Here is a 20,452-nt window from a genome sequence, read left to right on the forward strand (position 1 = left end):
CTGAAAACGGTCACCAGACAGCGACCGTTACTGTTTTACACGTCAGGTTTTTCCGGCCACTGAATTAAATCAAAGGAAGATTTATCACTGACCAGGCTTAAATCCAGCGCCTTCACCGCTTTGATATATGCCATCCACTGCGTAAGACGGGCTTTGTCATCGTCGCTGATGGTGCCCAGTCCCAGCTCGGTTTTCCAGTCGGAGGTGATGTCCCTGGCTTCAGCCAGAAGACGCTGGCGTTGCTTTTCTGCCAGTTGCGAATAATCAACCGGAACCGGCAGCACTTCGCCATCCCGGTAATACCAGCAGGCTTCAATGCCAAAACCCTCCGGCAGTTCGTCCACTTCCACAATAGTGAAACCAGCCGGATAAAGACGGGACACGTCTTCCGCCATCGAATAAATCACGCCGGTTTCAGGGTGAATACACAATTTGTATTTCTTCGTGAATTTATCCAGTGATTCATAAAAATCCTGTCCGTCTTCACTGCGGAAATACTGAATGTTTTCACCATAAGGCATTTCTTCCGGGTAATAACGCGTGACGTTTCTGAGTTCCATTATTTTCTCCTTAATTAACCGGATACGGTGCGCCATGAGCCATTGATATAAATCTGCGCGGATTTGTAATACACACCACCGATATTGTCTGCTGTATTATCTCCCGTTTCCTGGACATAAATGCCTGACAACTGACAGCCGGAAGGTGCCCGGAATGTCCATGTAATTTCAGTACCGCCGGGATTATGAAACACCTCGTTGGTATACTGGAAATTACGCACAGCACCAGAATCGGTACTGGTGATTGTGATATCGCTGGAGCCATCAAACAGCACATTGTTGATTCTGCGGGCGTTCTGAAGGCGGGTTGCTGTTCCGGCGTTGCCGCTGATGCTGCTGATGGTGATATCCGAAGTCAGGGCCATACCGTTGACCTTGCGTGCTTTTGGCACACCGCTGATGTTATCCAGAAACAACTGTTTATTCGGGATGTCTGCGCCGTTACGGTCTTTTGCCAGTCTGGCGTTTGCGTTATCTATCGCAATTTTGACCGCTTTTGGTGTGGCAGCTTCTGTTTCTGATTCACTATTAACAGCACTGTTAAGCTGCACCACGCCTTTTTGCGTCAGTGATGCATCCGGGACTTTCTGACCAATAAACGAGGTCAGCGCCTCAACCAGCTGGTTTTGTTTTTCCGGGTCAGGGGTGACGCCAGCCTCTTTAAGGACGTTAATCACCTCCTGCTGCAAATCACGCGTTGCTGCCTGATGATTATTCATAAATTCAGCAGTAACGATGGTTCCCTCAATTCCCTGAGTCGGGTCACCATCATGAAATAACTTATCCGGCGTATTCACCGGGGGCATTAAATTCTGCATTATTCCTCCACCTCATACGTAAAATAACAGTCTGTAAAAGCCGGTTTAAGGTCTTTAAACGTGTTTTCTAAAATGGATTCACCAAAGGCCGTCAGAGGTTCGCCGGTTGCCGATGCGCCCGTTCTGAACCGGTAGACCGGTGTTTTTGTCCCGATAACGTTGACCTGCCACGCCCAGCGGATTTCCGGTATCAGCAGACGGTCGCCGCAGCGGTTTATCCCCACCCGGAACGGTCGCGGCTCCGTAATGGTGATGGTATAGCCCAGACTGGCGGCAAGGCTCTTAAAGTAAGGGATTGACAGTCCGCCAGTGGCTGCCATTTTTACCAGAATGTTCTGCCGCCGCTCCTGTTGTGTTGCCTCTTCACGGGGGACAACACTGTACACGCGCTCCCAGTCGGACAGCGTCATCGATGCCTGCAACGGGGTGATTTGTGCCAGAACGCGCGCCGCTGAGGCCTTCACGGCCTCCATGACGTCAGCCTCGGCTGTCAGTTCTGCGGAAATATATTTCCCGTTCAGGTCATAACTGACAGGTGGCAGCATGGCGCGAAATAAATCGACCATATTCATAAAATCACCCCTCACGTGGAAAATACTGAATATCAATATTTCCCGGGCGCAGCCATTCCCACGTTGACGCGTTAATAATGGCTTTTACGTTGTCTGCTGGCGTAATGATTCGCCGGTCACTGACACCGGAAATTAATGAAATCTGGGTTTCCAGTTGTGAAATTATTAATTCCTGCCCCGGCTCCAGCCGGTTCATAAAATCCGTGATAACGTCAGTTATCTGCGGTTTTATCTGCTCAACGGTCAGGCCGCTGGTTTTTACCCGAACAACGAAATCAACGGCTTTTTTCGTCGGGGCCAGTACCATTGTGTCCTTCGCTGTGACCGGGCGGACTTCCTCAATATGTGCCAGCACGGCATTAATCAGTTCCTGCGAAGGGAGGTCATTGGCTGACGTAATGGCCACATCAACCGTCCCCAACCCACGACGTAACGGCTCCACATATGCTGAGGTAACGCCATCCACTTCCAGCGCCCAGCGTTTGTAATCATATTTGTTACCGCCAGCGGGCGGCCTGCGCAGGATATCCAGATAACGCGCCAGCAGGTCGGTGTCACTTTCCCTGTCCGTTCCACCGGTCAGGGATTTAATCGTCACCGTGCTGTTGATGCCTTCCGGCGGGCTGACCAGCGTTGCCGTCTGCGTTGCGGATGCGTTCGTCTGTACACCCGTGGCGGTGCTTTTTACCGTCACCTCTGCGCTGCCTTCATCACCGATGGTGCAGTCTGCTGTGGTGGCCACGCTGACACCTTCACCACGAATTTCCGCACCGGCTGGCAGCGTCTTACCGGGTGTGCCGGTAATCACTACCGGACCGGATGAGGCCGTTGCTTTTTTACGAAAAACATTGCGCGTACGGCAGTGCAGCTCCAGATATTCAGGGTCTGCCGTGTCAGGAAACACCTGACGGAGGATCCATCCCTGATGCATATAAAGTCCGTCCGCCACGCCGGATACGGCATTTGCTCGAATGCGGTAATCGCTGTCAGCGCCGGTGTCGATGGTTTCTCCCGGCAGGGCGTTAGCGATATCACGTAGCTGGCGTTCTGTGTTTTCAGCAACGCCCGGAACAGGAAACGGCATTACATAATCCTCACAGGGTGTTCAAACGTCTGCGGTGTGCCCGCGTTATCCGTGACGGTGATTAACAGCAACAGCCAGCCTCGCTGGCCCGCTTTCGTGTCAACGGTAATGGATTTTGCCCGCCCGTCATCAAGCAGGGGCTGAAGTGCCTGGCTGGCATACTGCGCCGCCAGCCTGTGAACACGGGAAACGTCTTTTTCCCGCTTCAGTTCGTGCAGGCGTGACCCCAGCGACGCATCCGCCCAGTAACTGCCAAGCGGTGTCGCCAGTCGCAGATAAACCGCGTTATGGAGTGTATAAATCCGGCGGCGTTCGTAGTCGCCGGTTGCAGGTGAAATCGTCTGGTCCATGCCGCCAGTCTGGCAGCATGGACAGGTCAGAATCAGGTGAGGGTGTTCAGCACTTAATTAACCGGCGTGTCAGACATGCCGTGTGGGGTCGGGTGTTTGTGCGTTCCGATTTTAACGCCATTAATGGTGACGTCAACGGAGGTAATCACACCGCTTGTGTGGTTGATATTGCCTTCAAAGGTGGCAGTATATTTTCCTTTGCCGCCTTTAATGGCCATACCCCCATTACCGGATATTTTCCCTTCAGCAATTAATTGCTCACTTGCGGTAAGTTGGGGAGTAATAAAACCAGCGCTGTCCTTTGCTTCAACTTCAAACGAATTACATTTCACCCGGTAAATATCACACTCCGTTTCAATCACACGTCCGCGCTTCAGCACAATTTTCGCGCCTTCGTCGGTATACAGGGCCACTTCCCCGGGTTTCAGTTCCGTCAGGCGATATGCGCCGTGCTCTGTGGCCACGACGACGGTATGGGAGGTATTACCATTCAGCGGAACGGCAATACCCATCGAGCCGGGCGGCGGGGATGTGGTGAGGCCGTAATGTTGAAAATACTCCGCACCGTCCAGCTGTTCGCCTGCCAGCCCGTTCAGCTGAAGCAACTGTACTTTGGTCGAACTGTCCACCGTACCGGTCACCACCCTGAATGCCTGGCGAACGGCGGCCAGTGCCTGCTGTATGCGCTGATTAACCTTGTCCCACATCATTTCTCCCAGACCTTAACAATGGCGACCTCTTTTTTCTTTTTGCCCCTGCGGTGATGGCGTTTCTTCTCGCGCGGGAAGGCATCTGGTATCCACACGCCATCCTCCTTAAAGCGGAGCCGGGTTGTCTGCCCGCTCCGGCCTCCGCTGAACTCACGCCCCATCAGGAAAAAGATGGAATCAATGCCGTGGGGTTCGCTGACAATTCGCACACGCTGGCCGGGCTGCCACAGGACACCGTCCGTCGTGCGATAACCTGCAACCAGTGCGACGATATTCAGCCCCGACAGGCGGGCATCACTCATCATTTTTTTGGCGCGCCAGTTCACCTGCTCCATGTTACTGGTGTCGCCCTGGGTGATTATCTGCGGGCGGTAATAATCCACGGTGGGGTCGGTGGCCACGGCTTTCATGTTATGAATGCCTGTCTGACCATTGTCCGTATTACCGCTGTCCTGCCCGGATAATGTGCGCACGCTGCCGTCCTTGTTCCAGATATCCAGCGGCACCACGGCCAGTTGTTTCTTGCTGTCTGCGCGGCGGGCGTGGCTCTGGGCCAGCACCGTCAGCTCGGAGAAACAGCCGTTAATGGACCGGGTATCGTCCAGCTCCATCACGTTGTTCCCGGTGCCGTCCAGCTTCATAATCAGCGTGTCCACCGGCGTGGTGGTGTAGTCAGGGCCACCCACAACCAGCGTCCCGTCAGGCTCAAACCACGGCCATAAGCCGCGACCGGCGGCAGCTTTAGCCAGTGCATCCCACGCACGCATCCCCGGCTCTATAACGACCTTGTCATTACGTGACACACCGGACGCCTGAATACGGATGCGCTGTATCCCCAGCGGTCTGACTATCCTGTCGATGACCTCGTCCAGTGTCAGCTGGTTGGCGCTGAACACCGGTGCGGCACAGTCCACCAGGATGGCGGCATCATCACGCCCGGACAGGGTCAGCGTGCAGCTCTGACGGGATACACTGCGGCGCACGCTGTCCACGCGACCACTGAGGACCGTCTCGTCTCCCACCTGCAAACGGACTGGCGCACCCCGGACGATATCCGCCGGGAACACCTTTTCAGGCAGTCCCAGCTGAAGCTGCCACCCGTCGGCGGCTTTCAGGAAATCGCTGTCAATACGATAACTGCTCCAGTCAGAATGCGACCTTCCGGCAATGACCAGGCTGATTTTGTCGTCGTTATTTTGCGTAGGCATTAATCACCATCCCGGCGGTTATGTTGTTCGGGTCACGCAGCTGCGGGTTCAGACGTTGCAGCTCTGCCGCACGGCTGTAGTCGCCGTACCACTGCCACGCCAGCAACAGCAGACAGCTATCCGCCTGCACCTGTTTCTGCGTCAGCGGTGGGAGGCGTGACAGAACCAGCAGACCGACATCCTGCACGGATGCCGCCACGTTCTTCATGCTCTGAATAATTTCCGGGTACATCAGCCCCAGCGGTGATGCGGTTTCGGTTATCCGTTCGCGTTCGCCTTCATAGCGTTCACGGAACAGCGTGATGGCGGCCTGTAAGCGGGTGCGCACATCCCCGACCAGTCGCCCGATATCCGCCGGTATAAGCTGCTCTGACTGGGCCTCATCTGACAGTATCGCCGTCGCCACGCTGGCCAGCTCTGAGGCTGCCAGAACCGCATAAGCCGCTTTCACGTCCTGCACGTCTTCCACGGACGCATCCGGCGGAAGTGCCACAGACGGCGTTTTATCGCCGCTGACCAGTGCGACCGGCAGCGCGACCAGCTCATCCATATCTGCCATCACCTCATTCCAGCAGGTCATCACTGTCGCAGAACTGGCGACGCTGTCTTCCCCGGTCAGTCCGGTCGTGGTGGCGGAATCAGTACGCTCCAGCACCGGCACCGCGTGCCCGACATCTGACGTGTGGATTTCCAGCACCTCTGCCAGCCCGCCGATAAACTTTCCGGGTTCGCTGGCCAGTGACATCATATTGTCGATGGATGAGAGAAAATCGCTTTTGAACATCAGCAGGGTATTCACCAGCGTGGCACGTACCGTCTGGATTTTTTTAATCACGCTGTTAATGGTCTTTAAAGGGGCCGTAACAGCGTCAAATAATTCGCTTAACTGTGCCAGTAACTTATCCAGTTCTTCAAATAACTGCTGTGCAAACAGCTCCGGTAACGGGGTGCTGAACAACGCGCTGCCGGTGCGGTTCTCCAGAAAGCTCATGTCGATGGTGCAGCTGTCCGGGCTTTCTGCGTCATGGCGAATGCTGTAGCCGGTCACAATCACCGACGGTACGGAGCCGTAAACCGGATGAATCAGCTCACCATCGCCGCCTTCGTCCAGGGCGGCGATCAGCTTTTCGAGTTTATATTCGTAATACTCCCCCCACAGGAACGCCGTCATGCGGAACGGTCGCGCCTTGCGTCCGAGGTCGTGCAAATCCGCCCCGTCAACAAACGGGTATTCATAGACCGCATGGTCGCGGCTGATTTGTTCATCCGTGTTCAGTACATCAAACTGCACGCCACGAAAGGAGGCGTTTTGCAGGTTTTCAGCCCAGCCCATCAGTAAGTTCCTCCCGTGCCTCTGTTGCCGTCCTGAAGGTTGTATTTGTTCACTGCCTCCGCCACGACCTGACCATCGAGCACCAGTTGTGTGGTGAAATTAATGGGGCTGGCAGGTGGTCCCCAGTGCGTGAGGTATTCCGGCTGGGTGATGCGTCCGGGTTGCTTTGATGCTGATTCAGGCGTTGTGTTTCCGGCGGCTTTGTTCACCTGCTCCGGTGATGGCAGAGCATCAGCTGCGGCTTTCAGCTCATTATCCCGTTTAAGCATTCCTTCACGGGTAAAGAACAAGGAGCCATCGTCTGCAAAAAACAAACCATGATTATCTGTAAAGTTCTTGATGGTATCGCCAACAACAGCCCCATAAAGTTCTTCTGCGGCCTCATAGCCTGCGTAAATGGTTGCAATTTTTCCGGCAGCGCCCATTATTTTTCCCAGACGTCCCTGATTGCCGGAAGCGACTTCACTGATATCTTTAACTTTGGATGCAGTATCCCCAGTATCATCGGGCTTATCTGCTCCTCCGGACACTGGATTACCGGTAATAAGTTTCAGCCCCGCAAACGTGACGGCCGCTGCTGTCATCGCTTTAATGGCTGTGGTAGCTGTCACCACTGCTGTGGTCAGCCCCGGAAATTTTTCACCCGCCCAGCTTATGGCATCGGCCACAGTCCCGGATGCATCAGCCAGTTTTTTCACACCATCCATTTGTGAAAATTCAAGCGTGTTTTTAGCCTGTTCGGTTTTAAAGTCATTGAGGCCGGATATGAAGTTAAAATCCACATCACCCGCGCGCTGACCTTCCGGCAGGGTGCGCTGCTGATTAACCGCATCTTCAACCTTCTTGCGGTATTCAGGGTTGTTACGGTAAGCCAGCAACGCTTTTAACGCCTGTTGGTCTGCAACCAGTTTCCCGACACCAAAGCCTTCAAGGAGTTTTGCCATCGAATCGTAAACAGCCGTCTGCTCACCTTTATCCCGGGCGGAGGCCAGTTTCTTTTGCAACTCCTGAAAGCGTTTATCGCTGGCAACGATTTTGTCTATCAGGCTGGACAGCGCATCTATCGGATCAAGCCCATGCTCGCGCGCCTGAACCAGCGTACCGGAAAAATCAATTCCTTTACCGTTGTAATCAATGCTCTTTGCCGCTGTTTCAATATCGTGGCTGGTCAGTTTAGCCAGCAGGTTAAACACGTTATTTCCGGCCTCATCACTGCTTCCCGCCGTGATGGCAGCAGCTTCATTCAGTGCCAGAATCTTGACGAAATCATCTTTGCCTTTCATCCCCGCAGCTGACGCTGACCCCAGTTGCGAAGATAACCATCGGGCCATGTCGCTCAGTTCAAAGCTGCCTTCTTTGCCCGCTGCAATTGCCATATTCAGAACGGTGGAAATATCTTCATCCCTGAATCCAAAAGTCTTTTTGCCCTTAAGCATCACATTAGCCAGGTCTGTCGCTGATGCACCGGAAGCCGTGGCGTATTTCATCAGTTCAGGCAGCCACTTGCTGGCTGTGTCAAATGAAATACCGCCATCTTTCAGCAGGGCATCCAGTGTTTCGGCTGCATCCTCTTTTGTGCCGCCACCATAGGTCACCGCGTTACGGATGCTGCTTTTCATCTGCTCAAGACCGGCTTTGCGCCCCTCCAGTCCGCCATCACTGAAGGCGGTATTGGCCATCATTGCCAGCTGGCGTTCGTAGCTCATCTGCTTTTTGACCGGCTGCGCCATAATGGCAGCACCTGCCGCGATACCACCACCTATTGTCACGGCATTCCCGCCAAATGCTGCCGCACGTGCAAAACGCCCCGGCTCCGGGATAACAGGTGTTTTCGCCATCTTCATCTGAGCCTGAGTGACGCCATCCAGTTCACGCTTGAGTGCCCGGGCTTTTTCCCGGGCGGCCTGCATGGCGCGCTCCTGCTCCTGCGCAGATTCAAAACCGGCGCGGGCCAGACGGTTATAGCTGGCAACTGTCTGATAAATTTCACGCCGGATTTCACGTTCTGCACGAATACCGAGCGTTTCCCGGGCACGGGCGGCACGCTGTATCTCTTTTGCGGCCTTTTTCGTGCTGTTAATGCTTTCCTGCTCGGTACGCTTCTGCTCTGCGCCTGCCTTCCGTGTTGCCTTTGTTACACCTTCGGTGGCTTTGATAACCTGTTTTTGTCCCTTTTCCAGAACCTGCGAGGCTTCGTCCTTCGCAGTCAGGGTCATGCCAACTTTGAAATTACCGGCCATTTTTCTGCTTACCTTTTCTGCGTTTCTTTCTGAGGGATTTAAATGACTGGCGGGTGGTCTGTGAGGTGTCCTTTCTTCCTGAACCGCCGCCGTTCAGCCTGTCAACGGCGGCAAGCCAGCCGTCCAGCTCGGGACGGCTCATGGTCATGATTTGCTCTTCGGTTATTCCGTAGCGCCCGAGGATAAGGACTGCGAGCCGGAGTCCGGCGAGCCGGGATTCCCGCCGTTCCGCTTTACCTTCAGGACGTTGCGTGATGCCAGCAGAATATTAAAATCGTCCGGCGTCATGTTGTCGTGCAACAGATCCGCCGTCAGTTCTTCCTGCGGGATATCCCCAAGACGGACCAGCGTTGCCGCCATCACTGCGCAACGGTAGTAATAATCTGCCGCGAAGCCGTCCACCGTCTGAAAGCGTTCTTCGGTTTCTTCCAGTGCCTGCCCGTTATCACGCATGACCGGCAGACGCAGCTCAAAGTTTTTATGAACGGTGCCGTTAAATACCACGCCATCAGACAGTTCGCCGGTCTGTGTATTAATCAAAGTCATCCTGTCACCTTCCTGAGTGCAGCCATTTTGATATCAATTTTCGCTTCACTGTCGACGGTGTATTTCTCACCCACTTCAACAGTGAAGCAGTCCAGATAGGAGGTGCGCTTGCCGCTGTTGCTGAGCGGATAAATTGAAATTTTCACACCTTCCAGATTTTCCCAGTCCGGCTCGTTGGTATCAGGGATAACCGCCGAAACTGAAATATCGTAAGTGGCAATGCCACGGGCAAAGCCTTTTGCCCTGCCAGTTTTGTTCATGGTCTTGACCAGCTTTCGCCCGGTGTTGATCTGAACATCGAAGTCGGTGATCTCGATTTCCTGGCTGTCCACCTCCAGCACAATCGAGCCGACATATTCTTTAATGGACATTTACCGCGCTCCTTACAAAATCATGTCGATGCGACCGGCAAACACATGCAGGCCGTTAACCACATCCGCCGGAACCACGCAGTCGAGACGGTTTGCATCTTTCCCGTTTCGCTGAACGCGCAGCTTTGCCTTGTTCGCTTCCACGTTCTCCAGAATTTCCGCTTCCTCCAGCTTAATCAGCACGTCATACAGTTCGCTTTCCACTTTTGCGATAGTGCGGGTGCTGAGTTTTTCGCGCGGGAAGCGAAGGCTGATGCGTTCGCGGCACGCCTTGCGGGTGTAGTCCAGCGTTCTGATGGACGTGATATCCAGTAACGAGACGTCAGTCACGCCCTGTGCGTTAACCGTGTACGTACTGACCGCACGCACAATCTGCACCGTGTTACCCGGGCCAACCTCAACCGGCGTCAGGCCGTTATGCAGGGCGTTTTCCTGCTCGTTACGGCTTTCACGCTGTGACATGGCGACCACATCCAGCCCGGACAGCGCCAGCGAGTTCAGCGGACGCGCCGGGTCTTCCTCGCCCGCCATCACAGCGCCGTAGATGGCAGCCAGTACCGCTGGCAGCTTCACGGAGCCGCGATACCAGGGGACGGACACGCGCCCGCTGTTCACACCGGCTGCCAGGGTGATCCCGTTTCCGAGACTGCCCGTCCAGCCCGCACAGCCAATCGCGCCGCGCTGTTCCATCGCGTTCCCGGTTTTCTCCAGATGCTGCTTCAGGGCGGCAAGGGCTGGCGTGGTACTGAACGGACAAATCAGAATGTTGTGACCGGCGGCAAAGACCGCATCCAGTGCGGGCTGAATATCCGGGTCCATTTCACCGTTCGCCATCGGCGTGGCGCTCACGGTCAGACCACCTGCCGTGGTGGATGCTGACAGGGTAATGTCATTCCCCCAGGCTCCTTTGGTCCGGGTGGTCACCGTCAGCTGAGAGGCTTCTGATTTGTATTCCCCCGTGACCAGAAGCGATGGCGTCTGCGTCATTGCCTCCACCAGTGCAGGAATGATTTTCGACGGTTCATCGCCGGTTTCCACATCCACCGTGACCTGCTCACCAGCAACCCATACCGACAGTGTGCCGCTGCTGATTGCCGTACCGTTGACGGTAACCGCGCCGGTTGCTGCCTTTCCTGCGCCACTGTCTGCAATACCGATAACATCCAGTTGCAGATAGCTGTTGGCATTAATAGCCGCGCGCGCCATTGCAGCGGCCAGCGAACCGGCCCCGAAATACAAATCCGCTTCGTCTTCGGAATACACGGAAACCGCATTCAGGGGCGTGGCGGTGCCGCCTGACAGCATCGGGCCAATCACCAGAACACGCTGTTCGTTACCCGGCAGCGTGTTAACGGCCAGCCGGGTATTGAACTCAAAATGCACACCGGGCTTACGGATGCCGCCCGAAATGGTGTCAAACTGAATTTCACTCATCGGAATCCACCTGTTTCTCTCTCTTCGCCTTCGCTTTTACCTGCACGGCGTCCTGTTCAGCCGTCACGGTGGTTTCAGGCTCATCCTTCACCAGAATCAGGTCACCGTCCTGAACGGCGCGCCGGTAATAAGCGGTGTTCTCAACGGTCACTGCTTCCGTGGTGATGTATTTCCGGGCGTTATCCTCCATCGGGAACTTCATCCCGGGAGCCGCCTTAACCTTCATTTTGTTCATGCTGTTGCTCTCTTAATTCAGTCAGCCCTGATATTTCAGCGTCGCTGTCCTGCATCTGGTACAGGATGCCAAGGTTCAGCAGTTCCGGGTCAGGGTCTGACAGCCTGCCGTGGTAGCGGTTGAAGAGGCGGTCCGCTTCTGCGCCGCGCTCCGGCCATTTGCCGTTCTCCAGCGCGTGCTCCACCCAGCGGGTATCGAACTCACAGGCAAATACGGACATTGCCCGCTCTGCCACGCCGGTGTTAAACAGCGTCCTGACCCGCCCGGGTTCGAAATAATCAATCTCCAGCCCCAAATCCTGACCGGTCAGCAGGCGACGGACGGATTCAACAAGCTGGTTTGTCCCGACTTCATCCCGGACAGTGCCTCCCTGTCTGGCGCTCTGTTCGCTGCGGGTGTTGTAATCACCCACCACAACCACAAAGCGTCCGGTGGCAATGTATTTCCGGCGTGACGTGGAATAGCGTTCGGTTTTCACGATGCCGCCGAACGTCACCCAGGCTGCCGGAAGGCTGCGAACAATCCGGCCCGGGTCTTCATCCAGTTCACCGGCATAGGTGCGGACATCCTGCACCATATGCCCCAGACCACAGCGCAGACGCTCAACCAGCGCCCGTTCAATGTCAGTAATCAGAATGCACCTCCCCGCGTGGACTCACGCCCGAACTGACGGGAGCCGGAGCGGATACGCACCTGTGACGATGACTGGATCACGCTGCCGGACGTATCCCGTCCGAGGTTGATTTGTCCTGCCGCGACTTTCTCCAGAAAGCGGATGGCATCCCGGTAGCGCATCTGAATTTCTTCTGAGCAGATACGGTAATCGGTCGCCAGGTGATAACGGGCGATATCGCAGCAGTAACCCACCAGTATCCCCGGGCTGTCAGGCCACGGGGTCCGGTAACGCCCCACCAGATAGCCATCAATCCAGGCACTGGCACGTGCAAGCGCGGAGGCCAGCTTTTCTTCGTCGATGAATCCCGTCATGTCTTCATCCGTCAGTGTGCGCGCCTCGCGTTCACTGAACGCCCTGATGAACTGTTCCGGTGTGGCGTAAGACATGGGTTACTTCTCCTTTTTGTCCGCTTTTTGTGTTTTCTGTGCGGCGTTCAGCTGTGCGGTCAGTTCACTGACTTTCTGGCGTTCTTCTTCCAGTTGCGCCGTCAGTTCGCTGACTTTCTGACGCTCGGCATCCAGCTGTGCGGCCAGCTCATCACCCCGGGCCGCGTCGTTCTGGCCGGACGCTTTATCGCGCTCCACCACAATCAGCATGGGGTCAGCCTTCAGCACCGCCAGCTGTTCCGGGGTGAACGCATCCGCAGGCCATTCCTTCGTGGTTGCGCTGTGTGCCACACCGCAGCGGCGAAAACCCTCACGGCGGGCGGTAATTTCAATCACCTTTTCCATGCATTACTCCGTCGTACCATCAGAACCAAATGCCATCTGCCAGAAGCCGTAACCGCCGTTACAGCGCGCTTCGGCACCAAACAGGAACTTCTTACTCTTGAACACGTTGTCGCTGTTGTAGTCCGTCTGCTCCACAAAAACAGGCTTTTTACGCAGCTGATAAATCAGCGGTTTCACCGGTTTGGTGGTGTCAAACAGGAACCACGCAGAATCCGACGCCAGCTCCGGCATCACCAGCACTTCGGCGGTATTGCGGTACGGGTTCGGCGTACCGTCCGGGAACTTCTCGGCGGTCATCAGGTAGTTCGCGTCATCTTCCAGTGCCGGTGGCACAGCCAGCAGATTCGGGCGAATTTTAAGGGATGCGCCTTCGTCATCTTTCAGGCTGCGCATGGATGTACGGGCGGCACCGTAGGAGGCTTTCGCCTCGGCAAGCGAGCCAACTTTGAGTTTTTTGGTGCCTTTGTTGGACACCGATTTACCGGCGACCAGGTGGTCGGTATCAAAGAACGGCTGGCCGTCGTAACAGGGATTGGTAAAACCGTTACTGATAAGGGACGCCACAATATCTGCTGGTAGCTCTGCCGCCGACTGTCCGGCCCCTTTCGCCTGAAGGGCATAGCCCATAATCTGGTCGTCCTCGATGTCGTTACGATCGACTTCAACCGTGGCTTCCCAGTCCTTGTTACGGATGGTGTAGTTAAATGCCGCCAGTGATTTAACGACCTTGTCACCAATCCACTCGCGCATTTTCGGGAAACGACTTAACCAGCTGTAGTCGTTCTCCTTGCCGTTTGATGGCACTTCCATTGCCACCTTCTGCCAGTCAGTTGGTGACTGGTCGAAGGCTTTCTGGAAGGTGGCCTTCAGATTGATAAAAATCTGTTTGACGTTTTTAACGTTGACTATCACGTTTTGCTCCTTAACTGAAATGAACCCAGACGCCATCGTCACCGATGCCGATTATTTTCCCGGCGACAGGGCGGGCGCTGCTGTTGTCGGTTTTTGCCACGGTCACGCTGTCTTCCACGTAGCACACCTTGCCGACCTGCGATTGCGTGACCGGGTCTGAGGTGCTGTTCGCCATCAGAAAGGCTTTGCCGCAACGCACCAGAACGGTGGCGTCGCCATCGCTGCCGGTGCTGTTATCCACCCAGCCATCAGACACGCCCAGCGTAATCTGTGAGGCCGTGGCACTGGCCGGAACGGCATAACCGGATGCGTTAACGGCCACCATATGGCCGCCAAAAATTTCGGTCGCAGCGGCAACCGGCACCGGGTTCAGCTCGCCGTCACGATAGGGGGTATTGCGATCCATTTACTTGTCTCCTGCGTAACGGGCGACATCCTCTGGATCAACGCCCATCATTGAACAAATGGCGATATCGACATCGATGTCATCACCGGTTTTAATCTGCGCCGGGGCAGGCGACGGCGTTTGGGGTGGTTTACCGCCGGTCTGGGTCTGACTGAGTGCAACAAGTTTTGGTGCGTTATCCAGCCAGGACTTAAAGCCGTTGATATCGCGGCTGGCGTAATCTTTCGCCCAGTCTTCCTGCGCCGGAAGCAGTCGCCCGTCAGACAGCGCCGCCTGAATCAGTGCCCCGGCTTCGGCCTCACCGGACTGTTGCGCCAGTGCGGCATAACGCCCCTGAAGTTCTTCAAAGGCCGCAAGGGAAATGTGTTTTGACGGGTCATAGGCACTGGCTGACAGGCTGGCGATTTGCTCGTCTTTCTGATTCAGCAGGGCCAGCAGGCTGACGGATGCCGCCGCCGTTCCCTGACCGTTCGAAATCATGTCAACGACCTTTTGCAGCTCGTTTTTGATATCTTCCGCCGTTGAGGTAACCGGGAGGTTAAGCATCCAGCGCAGACTGGACAGCAAGTCGTTTAACAGTTCTTCATCCACCGTTGTGTTCTCCGTTTCAGTTGACAGACTCGCCAGACGGCTGGCCGCAGCCAGCATGACCGCGTCCATACCGTCGAGCGCCGGGGTATTGGTCAGCGCAGCATGTAACAGCTCCAGCACTTCGCCGCGCTTGTTGTAGGCAAAAACAGGGGAAATAAATTTGTACTCACCGGCGGCAATCATGGCCGCCGCGTTATCCGTCCACTCCACACCGGTGGCATACAGGCCCGCGCCTTCTCGCCATTCCACCTGGCTGAACCAGCCCGCCGCCGGGGCGGGCTTGCCGTTGTTTACGGCGCGCAGCGTCTGATGTTCGTAATCAATGACAAAAGGCGTGGTACGGGCGGCCACCTGCGCGACAAGCTGCGCGGCCAGTTCAGCGGTCAGCACCCATTTACCGCTTTCGACTTCATCGGTATGTGGGCGACCATCCACCGCGCTGAACTCGCCCGCCGGAAACAGCTGGATTTCGCTGTGGGTTGCTTTAGTAATTTCGAGGCTTAACGCCGCAATGTTCAGTTTCATACGCGGCATGATGACGGAAGGGGAACACGGGGTACTGTGGAGGGTGTTCAGCACCCAGCCATAACGCGAAAGGATAAAAGGGGAAATAAAACCGTTTTTAAAACCCTTTTAAAAACGATTCTGACAGCATTTACGGGGTGCGGTGCTGTAATGCCTCATCCGTGAGGCGTTTATGTTGCCACAGACGATTACAGCGCGTTTGTGGTCATTCAGTCAATCACACGCGCAAAATAGCGGTTTGCGGTGTTCTCCAGCTCGTCGATGTCGTCCTGTACAAGCTGAAGGAAGGGGCGCGCGGGCATGTTGACCGTATACGCTCCGACCGTTGCGCTCTGCACAAAATTACTGTTGCGCTTTTTCACAAAGCGGGTGCTGACGCTGCCGTTTTTGTACTGTTTAAAATACAGGTTCTGCGTCCGTGCCTGATGGCGGATTTCGCCGCCTTCGTTGTGGATACGGGCATAACGGACGTTTGTCCCGACCGTGGCCTCGTTATTGTTAACCGCAGAGCGGATACTGGCAGCCAGTCGCCCGGATTTCTGAAGGATTTGCCCGGGGCCGCGCCGTTTCGCATAAGCCGGACTCCAGCCCATCCATTTCGGGCGCCCCTGTTGTTCAAAGTTAGTCTCAACCGCATCCAGCATGGAACCCGCAAGTGCCGTCATCAGATCGCGCCGGTCCTTCACGGAACGAATCAGTTTCCCCAGCGTGGTGTTATACGCGCTTAAATCAATCTTAATATCCAGTTTACCGTTGCTCATGATGCCTCCGGGGTATCCTGCATAACCCAGTCTGTCAGCACGTCATCCTCAACCGTCGCCACTGACCAGCGGTCGCCCGACTGTAACGCATACCGCCACGCGTTGCCGTCCTGCGTGACATGCTCCGCCCGTTCGATGGTCTGCTGCATCAGCACATAGTCGGCGGCGGCCGGGGGCGTGTCTGTTGCACTGAGGCGCTTCATAACGTCAGCCGTAAGGTTTACCGTCTGCCGTGCAGCGCCCGTGGCGGCGACCTGTTCCGGTGAACGGATGGCCAGCGGATATCGCTGGCGCGCATCCAGTTCGCTGACGTTCGCCAGTCCCCGGGCAAAATCCGGCCCGGTCAGAGTGCCGGTGACATACTGGCGGGCACTGCGGTAATCATATTTCTCCAGTTCCGGCTGCCATGCCACCCGACCGGGATTAAATCCGAAGCCCGGGTCGGCGGTATACACGGAGCCGTCCGGCATCTTCAGTCCCATTGTTCTGATGGTCAGGCCCGGCTGGCCATATTCCTGCTCAACCTCAACCAGTCGCCCCTCGCTGCTCTGCACCGTCAGGCCATATTTCTCCACATCAGACGCCGAACGCGCCCGGATACGGCAGCGGCATCCGTACCCGTCAGGGGCGTAGAAATACTCCCAGACCGGGTCATCCGCCCGGGCGGTAAAGCCGTTCAGGGCGGCGTGTTTCGGGCGTGTGTGAAGGTCCATCACCGCCACGCGCTCAAAATAAGGCCGGTCGGCCACGTTCGCCATCTGTTGCTGATAACGTCCGGCGTTGTAGGACGACTGAATGTTGGTATCAAATATCGTGCGCAACCGGCGCGGCGTCAGCTGTCTGCCGTGCAGTTCGCCGGTGTCCTCGTCCACAATCAGTTTTTTACCCAGCCAGCCTTTTTTCTCCAGCAGTGGCTCCAGTTGTGCAGCAAACTCCCGGAACGTCCCGCCGTCAGCCAGTGCGGCCGTCAGGCCATCACGGATATCCTTCAGCACATCCAGTTTCAGCACGCCAGCCACCGTGAACGCCCGGGCGTTGGCGATATCCTTCACATCGTGCCAGCGGAAGCCGATAACGTATCCCTTACTTTCGAAATACTTAATCGCTTCTTCCGGTTTCAGTGTGTACGCATACCCCAGGTCAACATCGTCAGCTGTCGGCATTCAGTCGCCCCCAGATATCCGCCACAAAGAATGCCTGCGCCAGCAACTGCCGCAGTGTGTCATCCGGCAGCTCCGTCCATGCATCCGCCAGTACGTTCATGACCTCGTCTGCATTCCGGCCTTCCTGTATGGCCTGCACCAGCGGGGCCACCAGTTCGTTCATTCCCTGCGCGATGGCCTCTGCCGGAAGTGCTGCCCGGTCGATGGCGCGCTGTGCCGGGTCGTCCTCCCCGTTGTCCTGCTGACTGAGTGCGGCAACATTCATCCGCTCACGCAGCTGGCTGAGACCGGCCTGCACAGGGAGACGCTGTGCCACCGGAACCAGTACCTCTTCGCCGTCTTTCGGGGTGGGGATACCGGTTTTTTTGCGCACCCACGACACCGGGATATCCTTCATTCCCACATTGTTGACCAGCACACTGACGGCTTCCGCCACCCCCTTAATGTCGGCTTCCTGCTGCACATCAAACACCAGACGCGGCAGACGGCGTGGCGGGATATCCTGCCAGCCGTTGAGGCTGGCCATCATCTGTATCAGGCTGCTGAACATGCCGGACAGCTGGCGCGCATCGGCGGCCAGAATGTCGTGCCGGACCTCGTTATGCACATTACCCAGCGCGTTGGTGGAGGTTTTACCGTCAGCCTGGCTGGTCAGCGTACTGCCCAGAATCACTTTTGAGGTGGTACGCTCCGCCCATTCCACCATCGACATGAACGCCTCCGGCCCGCCGGACGCGGCTTCCTTGAACTCGATTTCGTTACCCTGCGGCAGGGCTGCCACCGCTTCATGGCCCAGATTAACCAGGGCTTCGAGAATGTTGTCCCGGTCCTCGTCACTGGTGCCCTGTGCATAGTACGCAATGCGCGCAGGAAGACCGTAAATCTCCAGAAATTCCGCCATATCACGCAGCGCAAAGTTTTTGAACAGATACGGCCAGACCAGTACGCGGAACAGGCCGGATGAACCCAGAAATCCCGACCGGGCGTTGTAACGGTGAACCAGCCAGCCGAACGGCCACAGCGCGGAACCGTCCTTACCGTCTTCCCCTCGACCGCCGTCATCCAGCCGGAGTTTGTCATTGTGTTCCGGCAGGGTAATAAACCAGTTATGCGGGCGCAGCGTCACCGCATCCGGTAACCACGTTTTATCCACGAACGCCCAGCTGATTTCCTGACAGCTGAAGCCGTAACCGACACTGCTCATCCCGTTGAGGATGATGTCCTCCATGTCCGGGATGCCATGCAGCCATTCATCCACGGCGGCGGCCAGCGCCTTTTCTGCCTTCGAGGCATTGCGGGGCGGCTCCACCGACCAGTCCAGCGTCAGCAACGCTTTTTTGCGTTTTTCCATCTCGGCGAACAGATGGCCGTCACGTTCTTCCATATCCGCAAACAGCATCGCCTGCGCCGGAAGATAACCGCGTTCGGCAGCTTCCAGAATGCGCGGCAGTTTTCTGATGTTCAGACCACGCGACGGGTGGTCGGGATAAATGCGCAGCCGTTCCGCCACTCTGACCGACTGCGTGGTTTTGAGTGCCTCACGTTTCAGCGGGCGTCCGTAAATATCAACAAGCTGTGCCATTAATTACCATCCTCCTGAACCAAAACGCCCGCCACGGTCACGCCCGGTGCTGCGTGGGGTGTGTATCTGAAATTTTGCGCTGCGCGACACTGCCAGCGTCCACAGCATGTGCAGACAGTCCGGGCCGTCATCATGGTCGGCTTTGGGGTAGTGGCGCAGCTGGTCAATCAGAGTCTGATGTGCGGGACTGATGCGAATCAGGCCGTTGGCCATATGCGGCTGAAGGGACTCAATACGCAGCGCCTTATCCTCCAGAGGGATGACCGGCAGCGCCGGAACCGGTACGCCCAGCGCCGCCGAACGCTCAACCAGCACGGTACGCAGAAACTCCTGAAACTGAACGGACTCAAACGACCAGCACAGACAGTGGTATTCCCGCTGATACTTGATCACGTCTTCGATAAGTTTATTTGGCAGACGTCGGCGGATATCGGCTTCAACCACATCCAGAATGCCGGTAAAGCGGTTAAAGCCCCCCACGAGAATGGCCGACGGGTCGCGGTTTTTGTTTTTCTTCCCGAGACTGGGGTCAACAGCGCCGTAGAACACCCATTCATCAAGACGGTTAACCCAGAACTTAATGCAGCCCGCAAACAGCGCATCTTCACCGCTGACCGGGTCGTTCTGGTATTCAGAATCAAAGGTGTCGTGACCGTCACGGACACGGATTTTCATCAGTGCCAGCAGGGGACGCGCCGCCCATGACACCACCGACCCGGCGAGCATCTCGGCTTCGTTCTGCCGGTAAAGTGCCTCCGCCGCTTCCGGCTGTTTGTTGCGGATGAGTTCTTCCCACTCGTCCCACAACTTCATATTGGCAGGCCACTGAATGACGGCCTTAAAACGGGCCGTTTTCCACATCGGGTTATTCAGCGTGCGCGACAGTACGGAGTCGTAATGCAGGATGGTTCCGATATAAATAATATCGGTTTTACCGCCAGCCTCACCCAGTGGCATCACGGTTTTGGTGAGCCAGTCATGCAGCTTGTCGCGCTGCTCCGGGTTACGCACCATCTCGTCGTTCTCGATATCGTCGAGGATAACCAGGTCAGGACGGTACGGGCCGTGGCGCAGACCACGCAGCTTTTTACCACTACCGGCAACGGTCACCTTGATATTGTTGGCTGTGACGATGGTCCCCATACGCCAGACGCGACCCTGCCCGCACACCTCCGGGAAATCGTTTTTTAAACGGGGGTTAAACTCCAGTTCAGCCTTGATGGCTTCCAGCATCGGATAAGCCTGGTCGATACTGTCCATAATGATGACCGGATAATGTTTAATGGCCCGGATAATGGTCCACAGGGTAAACAGCTGAGTCACCAGCGTGGATTTTGCTTCACCACGGGGCGCGGCGATGGCGTCGTTCTCCGGGTCCGGGCTTGCCACAACCTGTGGCAGACGGCTGAACAGGTATTTATGCAGCTCACTTTTTGCCGGGTTGCGGACGTAGTGCGGGAAATAGTTTTCGACAAAATAATCGTAGCCCGTCACCGGGTCGCAGACTGCCGCCCGGCGGGCCTGTGTGGCCTGCGGGTTAACATCAAACCCCAGACATTCAGCCTCAATGGTCTGGCGGAGGTTGGCGATGTACTCCTGTAAGCTTCTCTGAAACTCTTTAATGGAAAGTTTACGTTTTGCCAC

Annotated in this window: 24 protein-coding genes; all 24 read right to left on the bottom strand. The window is 56.1% G+C overall.

What is annotated here, in order from left to right; all coding sequences use genetic code 11:
• Positions 1-35: 35 nt before the first annotated feature.
• A complete protein-coding gene (locus QUF14_RS08525) occupies positions 36-560 on the bottom strand; it encodes a tail fiber assembly protein (RefSeq protein WP_042966142.1) in 525 nt (174 codons plus the stop codon).
• A 14-nt stretch (positions 561-574) separates the two neighbouring features.
• On the bottom strand, positions 575-1,378 hold the full coding sequence (locus tag QUF14_RS08530; protein ID WP_042966141.1) for a phage tail protein: 804 nt from the start codon (positions 1,376-1,378) through the stop codon (positions 575-577).
• On the bottom strand, positions 1,378-1,950 hold the full coding sequence (locus QUF14_RS08535) for a YmfQ family protein (protein WP_042966140.1): 573 nt from the start codon (positions 1,948-1,950) through the stop codon (positions 1,378-1,380). Before QUF14_RS08535 ends, QUF14_RS08530 begins: the two co-directional genes overlap by 1 nt.
• A gap of 4 nt (positions 1,951-1,954) precedes the next feature.
• Complete coding sequence (locus QUF14_RS08540; protein WP_075842596.1) at positions 1,955-3,034, bottom strand: baseplate J/gp47 family protein; 1,080 nt, start codon at positions 3,032-3,034, stop codon at positions 1,955-1,957.
• Positions 3,034-3,384, bottom strand: coding sequence for a phage GP46 family protein (locus QUF14_RS08545; RefSeq protein WP_000372931.1), 351 nt, complete (start codon positions 3,382-3,384; stop codon positions 3,034-3,036). The genes QUF14_RS08540 and QUF14_RS08545 overlap by 1 nt, the downstream gene beginning before the upstream one ends.
• 53 nt (positions 3,385-3,437) lie before the next feature.
• Positions 3,438-4,091: a phage baseplate assembly protein V gene (locus QUF14_RS08550; protein WP_042966138.1), complete on the bottom strand. Its 654-nt coding sequence runs from the start codon at positions 4,089-4,091 to the stop codon at positions 3,438-3,440.
• Positions 4,091-5,302: a phage baseplate assembly protein gene (locus QUF14_RS08555; RefSeq protein ID WP_286333504.1), complete on the bottom strand. Its 1,212-nt coding sequence runs from the start codon at positions 5,300-5,302 to the stop codon at positions 4,091-4,093. Before QUF14_RS08555 ends, QUF14_RS08550 begins: the two co-directional genes overlap by 1 nt.
• Entirely contained in the window at positions 5,286-6,635 is a 1,350-nt protein-coding gene (locus QUF14_RS08560) for a DNA circularization protein (protein ID WP_286333505.1), read from the bottom strand. Before QUF14_RS08560 ends, QUF14_RS08555 begins: the two co-directional genes overlap by 17 nt.
• A complete protein-coding gene (locus QUF14_RS08565) occupies positions 6,635-8,875 on the bottom strand; it encodes a phage tail tape measure protein (RefSeq protein WP_075842597.1) in 2,241 nt (746 codons plus the stop codon). The genes QUF14_RS08560 and QUF14_RS08565 overlap by 1 nt, the downstream gene beginning before the upstream one ends.
• Positions 8,865-9,023: a hypothetical protein gene (locus tag QUF14_RS08570; protein ID WP_000178828.1), complete on the bottom strand. Its 159-nt coding sequence runs from the start codon at positions 9,021-9,023 to the stop codon at positions 8,865-8,867. Before QUF14_RS08570 ends, QUF14_RS08565 begins: the two co-directional genes overlap by 11 nt.
• A gap of 14 nt (positions 9,024-9,037) precedes the next feature.
• Complete coding sequence (locus QUF14_RS08575) at positions 9,038-9,421, bottom strand: hypothetical protein (protein ID WP_000172649.1); 384 nt, start codon at positions 9,419-9,421, stop codon at positions 9,038-9,040.
• On the bottom strand, positions 9,418-9,792 hold the full coding sequence (locus QUF14_RS08580) for a hypothetical protein (RefSeq protein ID WP_000023097.1): 375 nt from the start codon (positions 9,790-9,792) through the stop codon (positions 9,418-9,420). Before QUF14_RS08580 ends, QUF14_RS08575 begins: the two co-directional genes overlap by 4 nt.
• Before the next feature lie 12 nt (positions 9,793-9,804).
• Positions 9,805-11,226, bottom strand: coding sequence for a phage tail sheath C-terminal domain-containing protein (locus tag QUF14_RS08585; RefSeq protein WP_047088858.1), 1,422 nt, complete (start codon positions 11,224-11,226; stop codon positions 9,805-9,807).
• Positions 11,219-11,428, bottom strand: coding sequence for a DUF2635 domain-containing protein (locus QUF14_RS08590; protein WP_001371970.1), 210 nt, complete (start codon positions 11,426-11,428; stop codon positions 11,219-11,221). The genes QUF14_RS08585 and QUF14_RS08590 overlap by 8 nt, the downstream gene beginning before the upstream one ends.
• Before the next feature lie 13 nt (positions 11,429-11,441).
• A complete protein-coding gene (locus QUF14_RS08595) occupies positions 11,442-12,095 on the bottom strand; it encodes a DUF1834 family protein (protein ID WP_100733555.1) in 654 nt (217 codons plus the stop codon).
• Entirely contained in the window at positions 12,092-12,523 is a 432-nt protein-coding gene (locus tag QUF14_RS08600) for a gp436 family protein (RefSeq protein ID WP_096913030.1), read from the bottom strand. The genes QUF14_RS08595 and QUF14_RS08600 overlap by 4 nt, the downstream gene beginning before the upstream one ends.
• Positions 12,524-12,526: 3 nt before the next feature.
• Positions 12,527-12,868, bottom strand: coding sequence for an HI1506-related protein (locus tag QUF14_RS08605; protein ID WP_001402713.1), 342 nt, complete (start codon positions 12,866-12,868; stop codon positions 12,527-12,529).
• Between the two features lie 3 nt (positions 12,869-12,871).
• On the bottom strand, positions 12,872-13,780 hold the full coding sequence (locus QUF14_RS08610; RefSeq protein ID WP_141220721.1) for a Mu-like prophage major head subunit gpT family protein: 909 nt from the start codon (positions 13,778-13,780) through the stop codon (positions 12,872-12,874).
• A 10-nt stretch (positions 13,781-13,790) separates the two neighbouring features.
• A complete protein-coding gene (locus QUF14_RS08615) occupies positions 13,791-14,186 on the bottom strand; it encodes a hypothetical protein (protein WP_042966128.1) in 396 nt (131 codons plus the stop codon).
• Positions 14,187-15,302, bottom strand: coding sequence for a phage protease (locus tag QUF14_RS08620; protein WP_042966148.1), 1,116 nt, complete (start codon positions 15,300-15,302; stop codon positions 14,187-14,189).
• Positions 15,303-15,511: 209 nt separating this feature from the next.
• A complete protein-coding gene (locus QUF14_RS08625) occupies positions 15,512-16,063 on the bottom strand; it encodes a phage virion morphogenesis protein (protein ID WP_050937630.1) in 552 nt (183 codons plus the stop codon).
• Positions 16,060-17,226 (bottom strand): phage head morphogenesis protein, encoded by a 1,167-nt coding sequence (locus tag QUF14_RS08630; protein ID WP_042966127.1) that lies wholly within the window; start codon positions 17,224-17,226, stop codon positions 16,060-16,062. The genes QUF14_RS08625 and QUF14_RS08630 overlap by 4 nt, the downstream gene beginning before the upstream one ends.
• Positions 17,213-18,808, bottom strand: coding sequence for a DUF935 domain-containing protein (locus QUF14_RS08635; protein WP_286333506.1), 1,596 nt, complete (start codon positions 18,806-18,808; stop codon positions 17,213-17,215). Before QUF14_RS08635 ends, QUF14_RS08630 begins: the two co-directional genes overlap by 14 nt.
• Before the next feature lie 3 nt (positions 18,809-18,811).
• Entirely contained in the window at positions 18,812-20,452 is a 1,641-nt protein-coding gene (gene terL / locus QUF14_RS08640; RefSeq protein ID WP_047088853.1) for a phage terminase large subunit, read from the bottom strand.

Origin of the sequence: Escherichia sp. HH091_1A (genome assembly GCF_030295175.1) — a bacterium.
In the GTDB taxonomy this organism is placed as follows: Bacteria; Pseudomonadota; Gammaproteobacteria; order Enterobacterales; family Enterobacteriaceae; genus Escherichia; species Escherichia coli_F.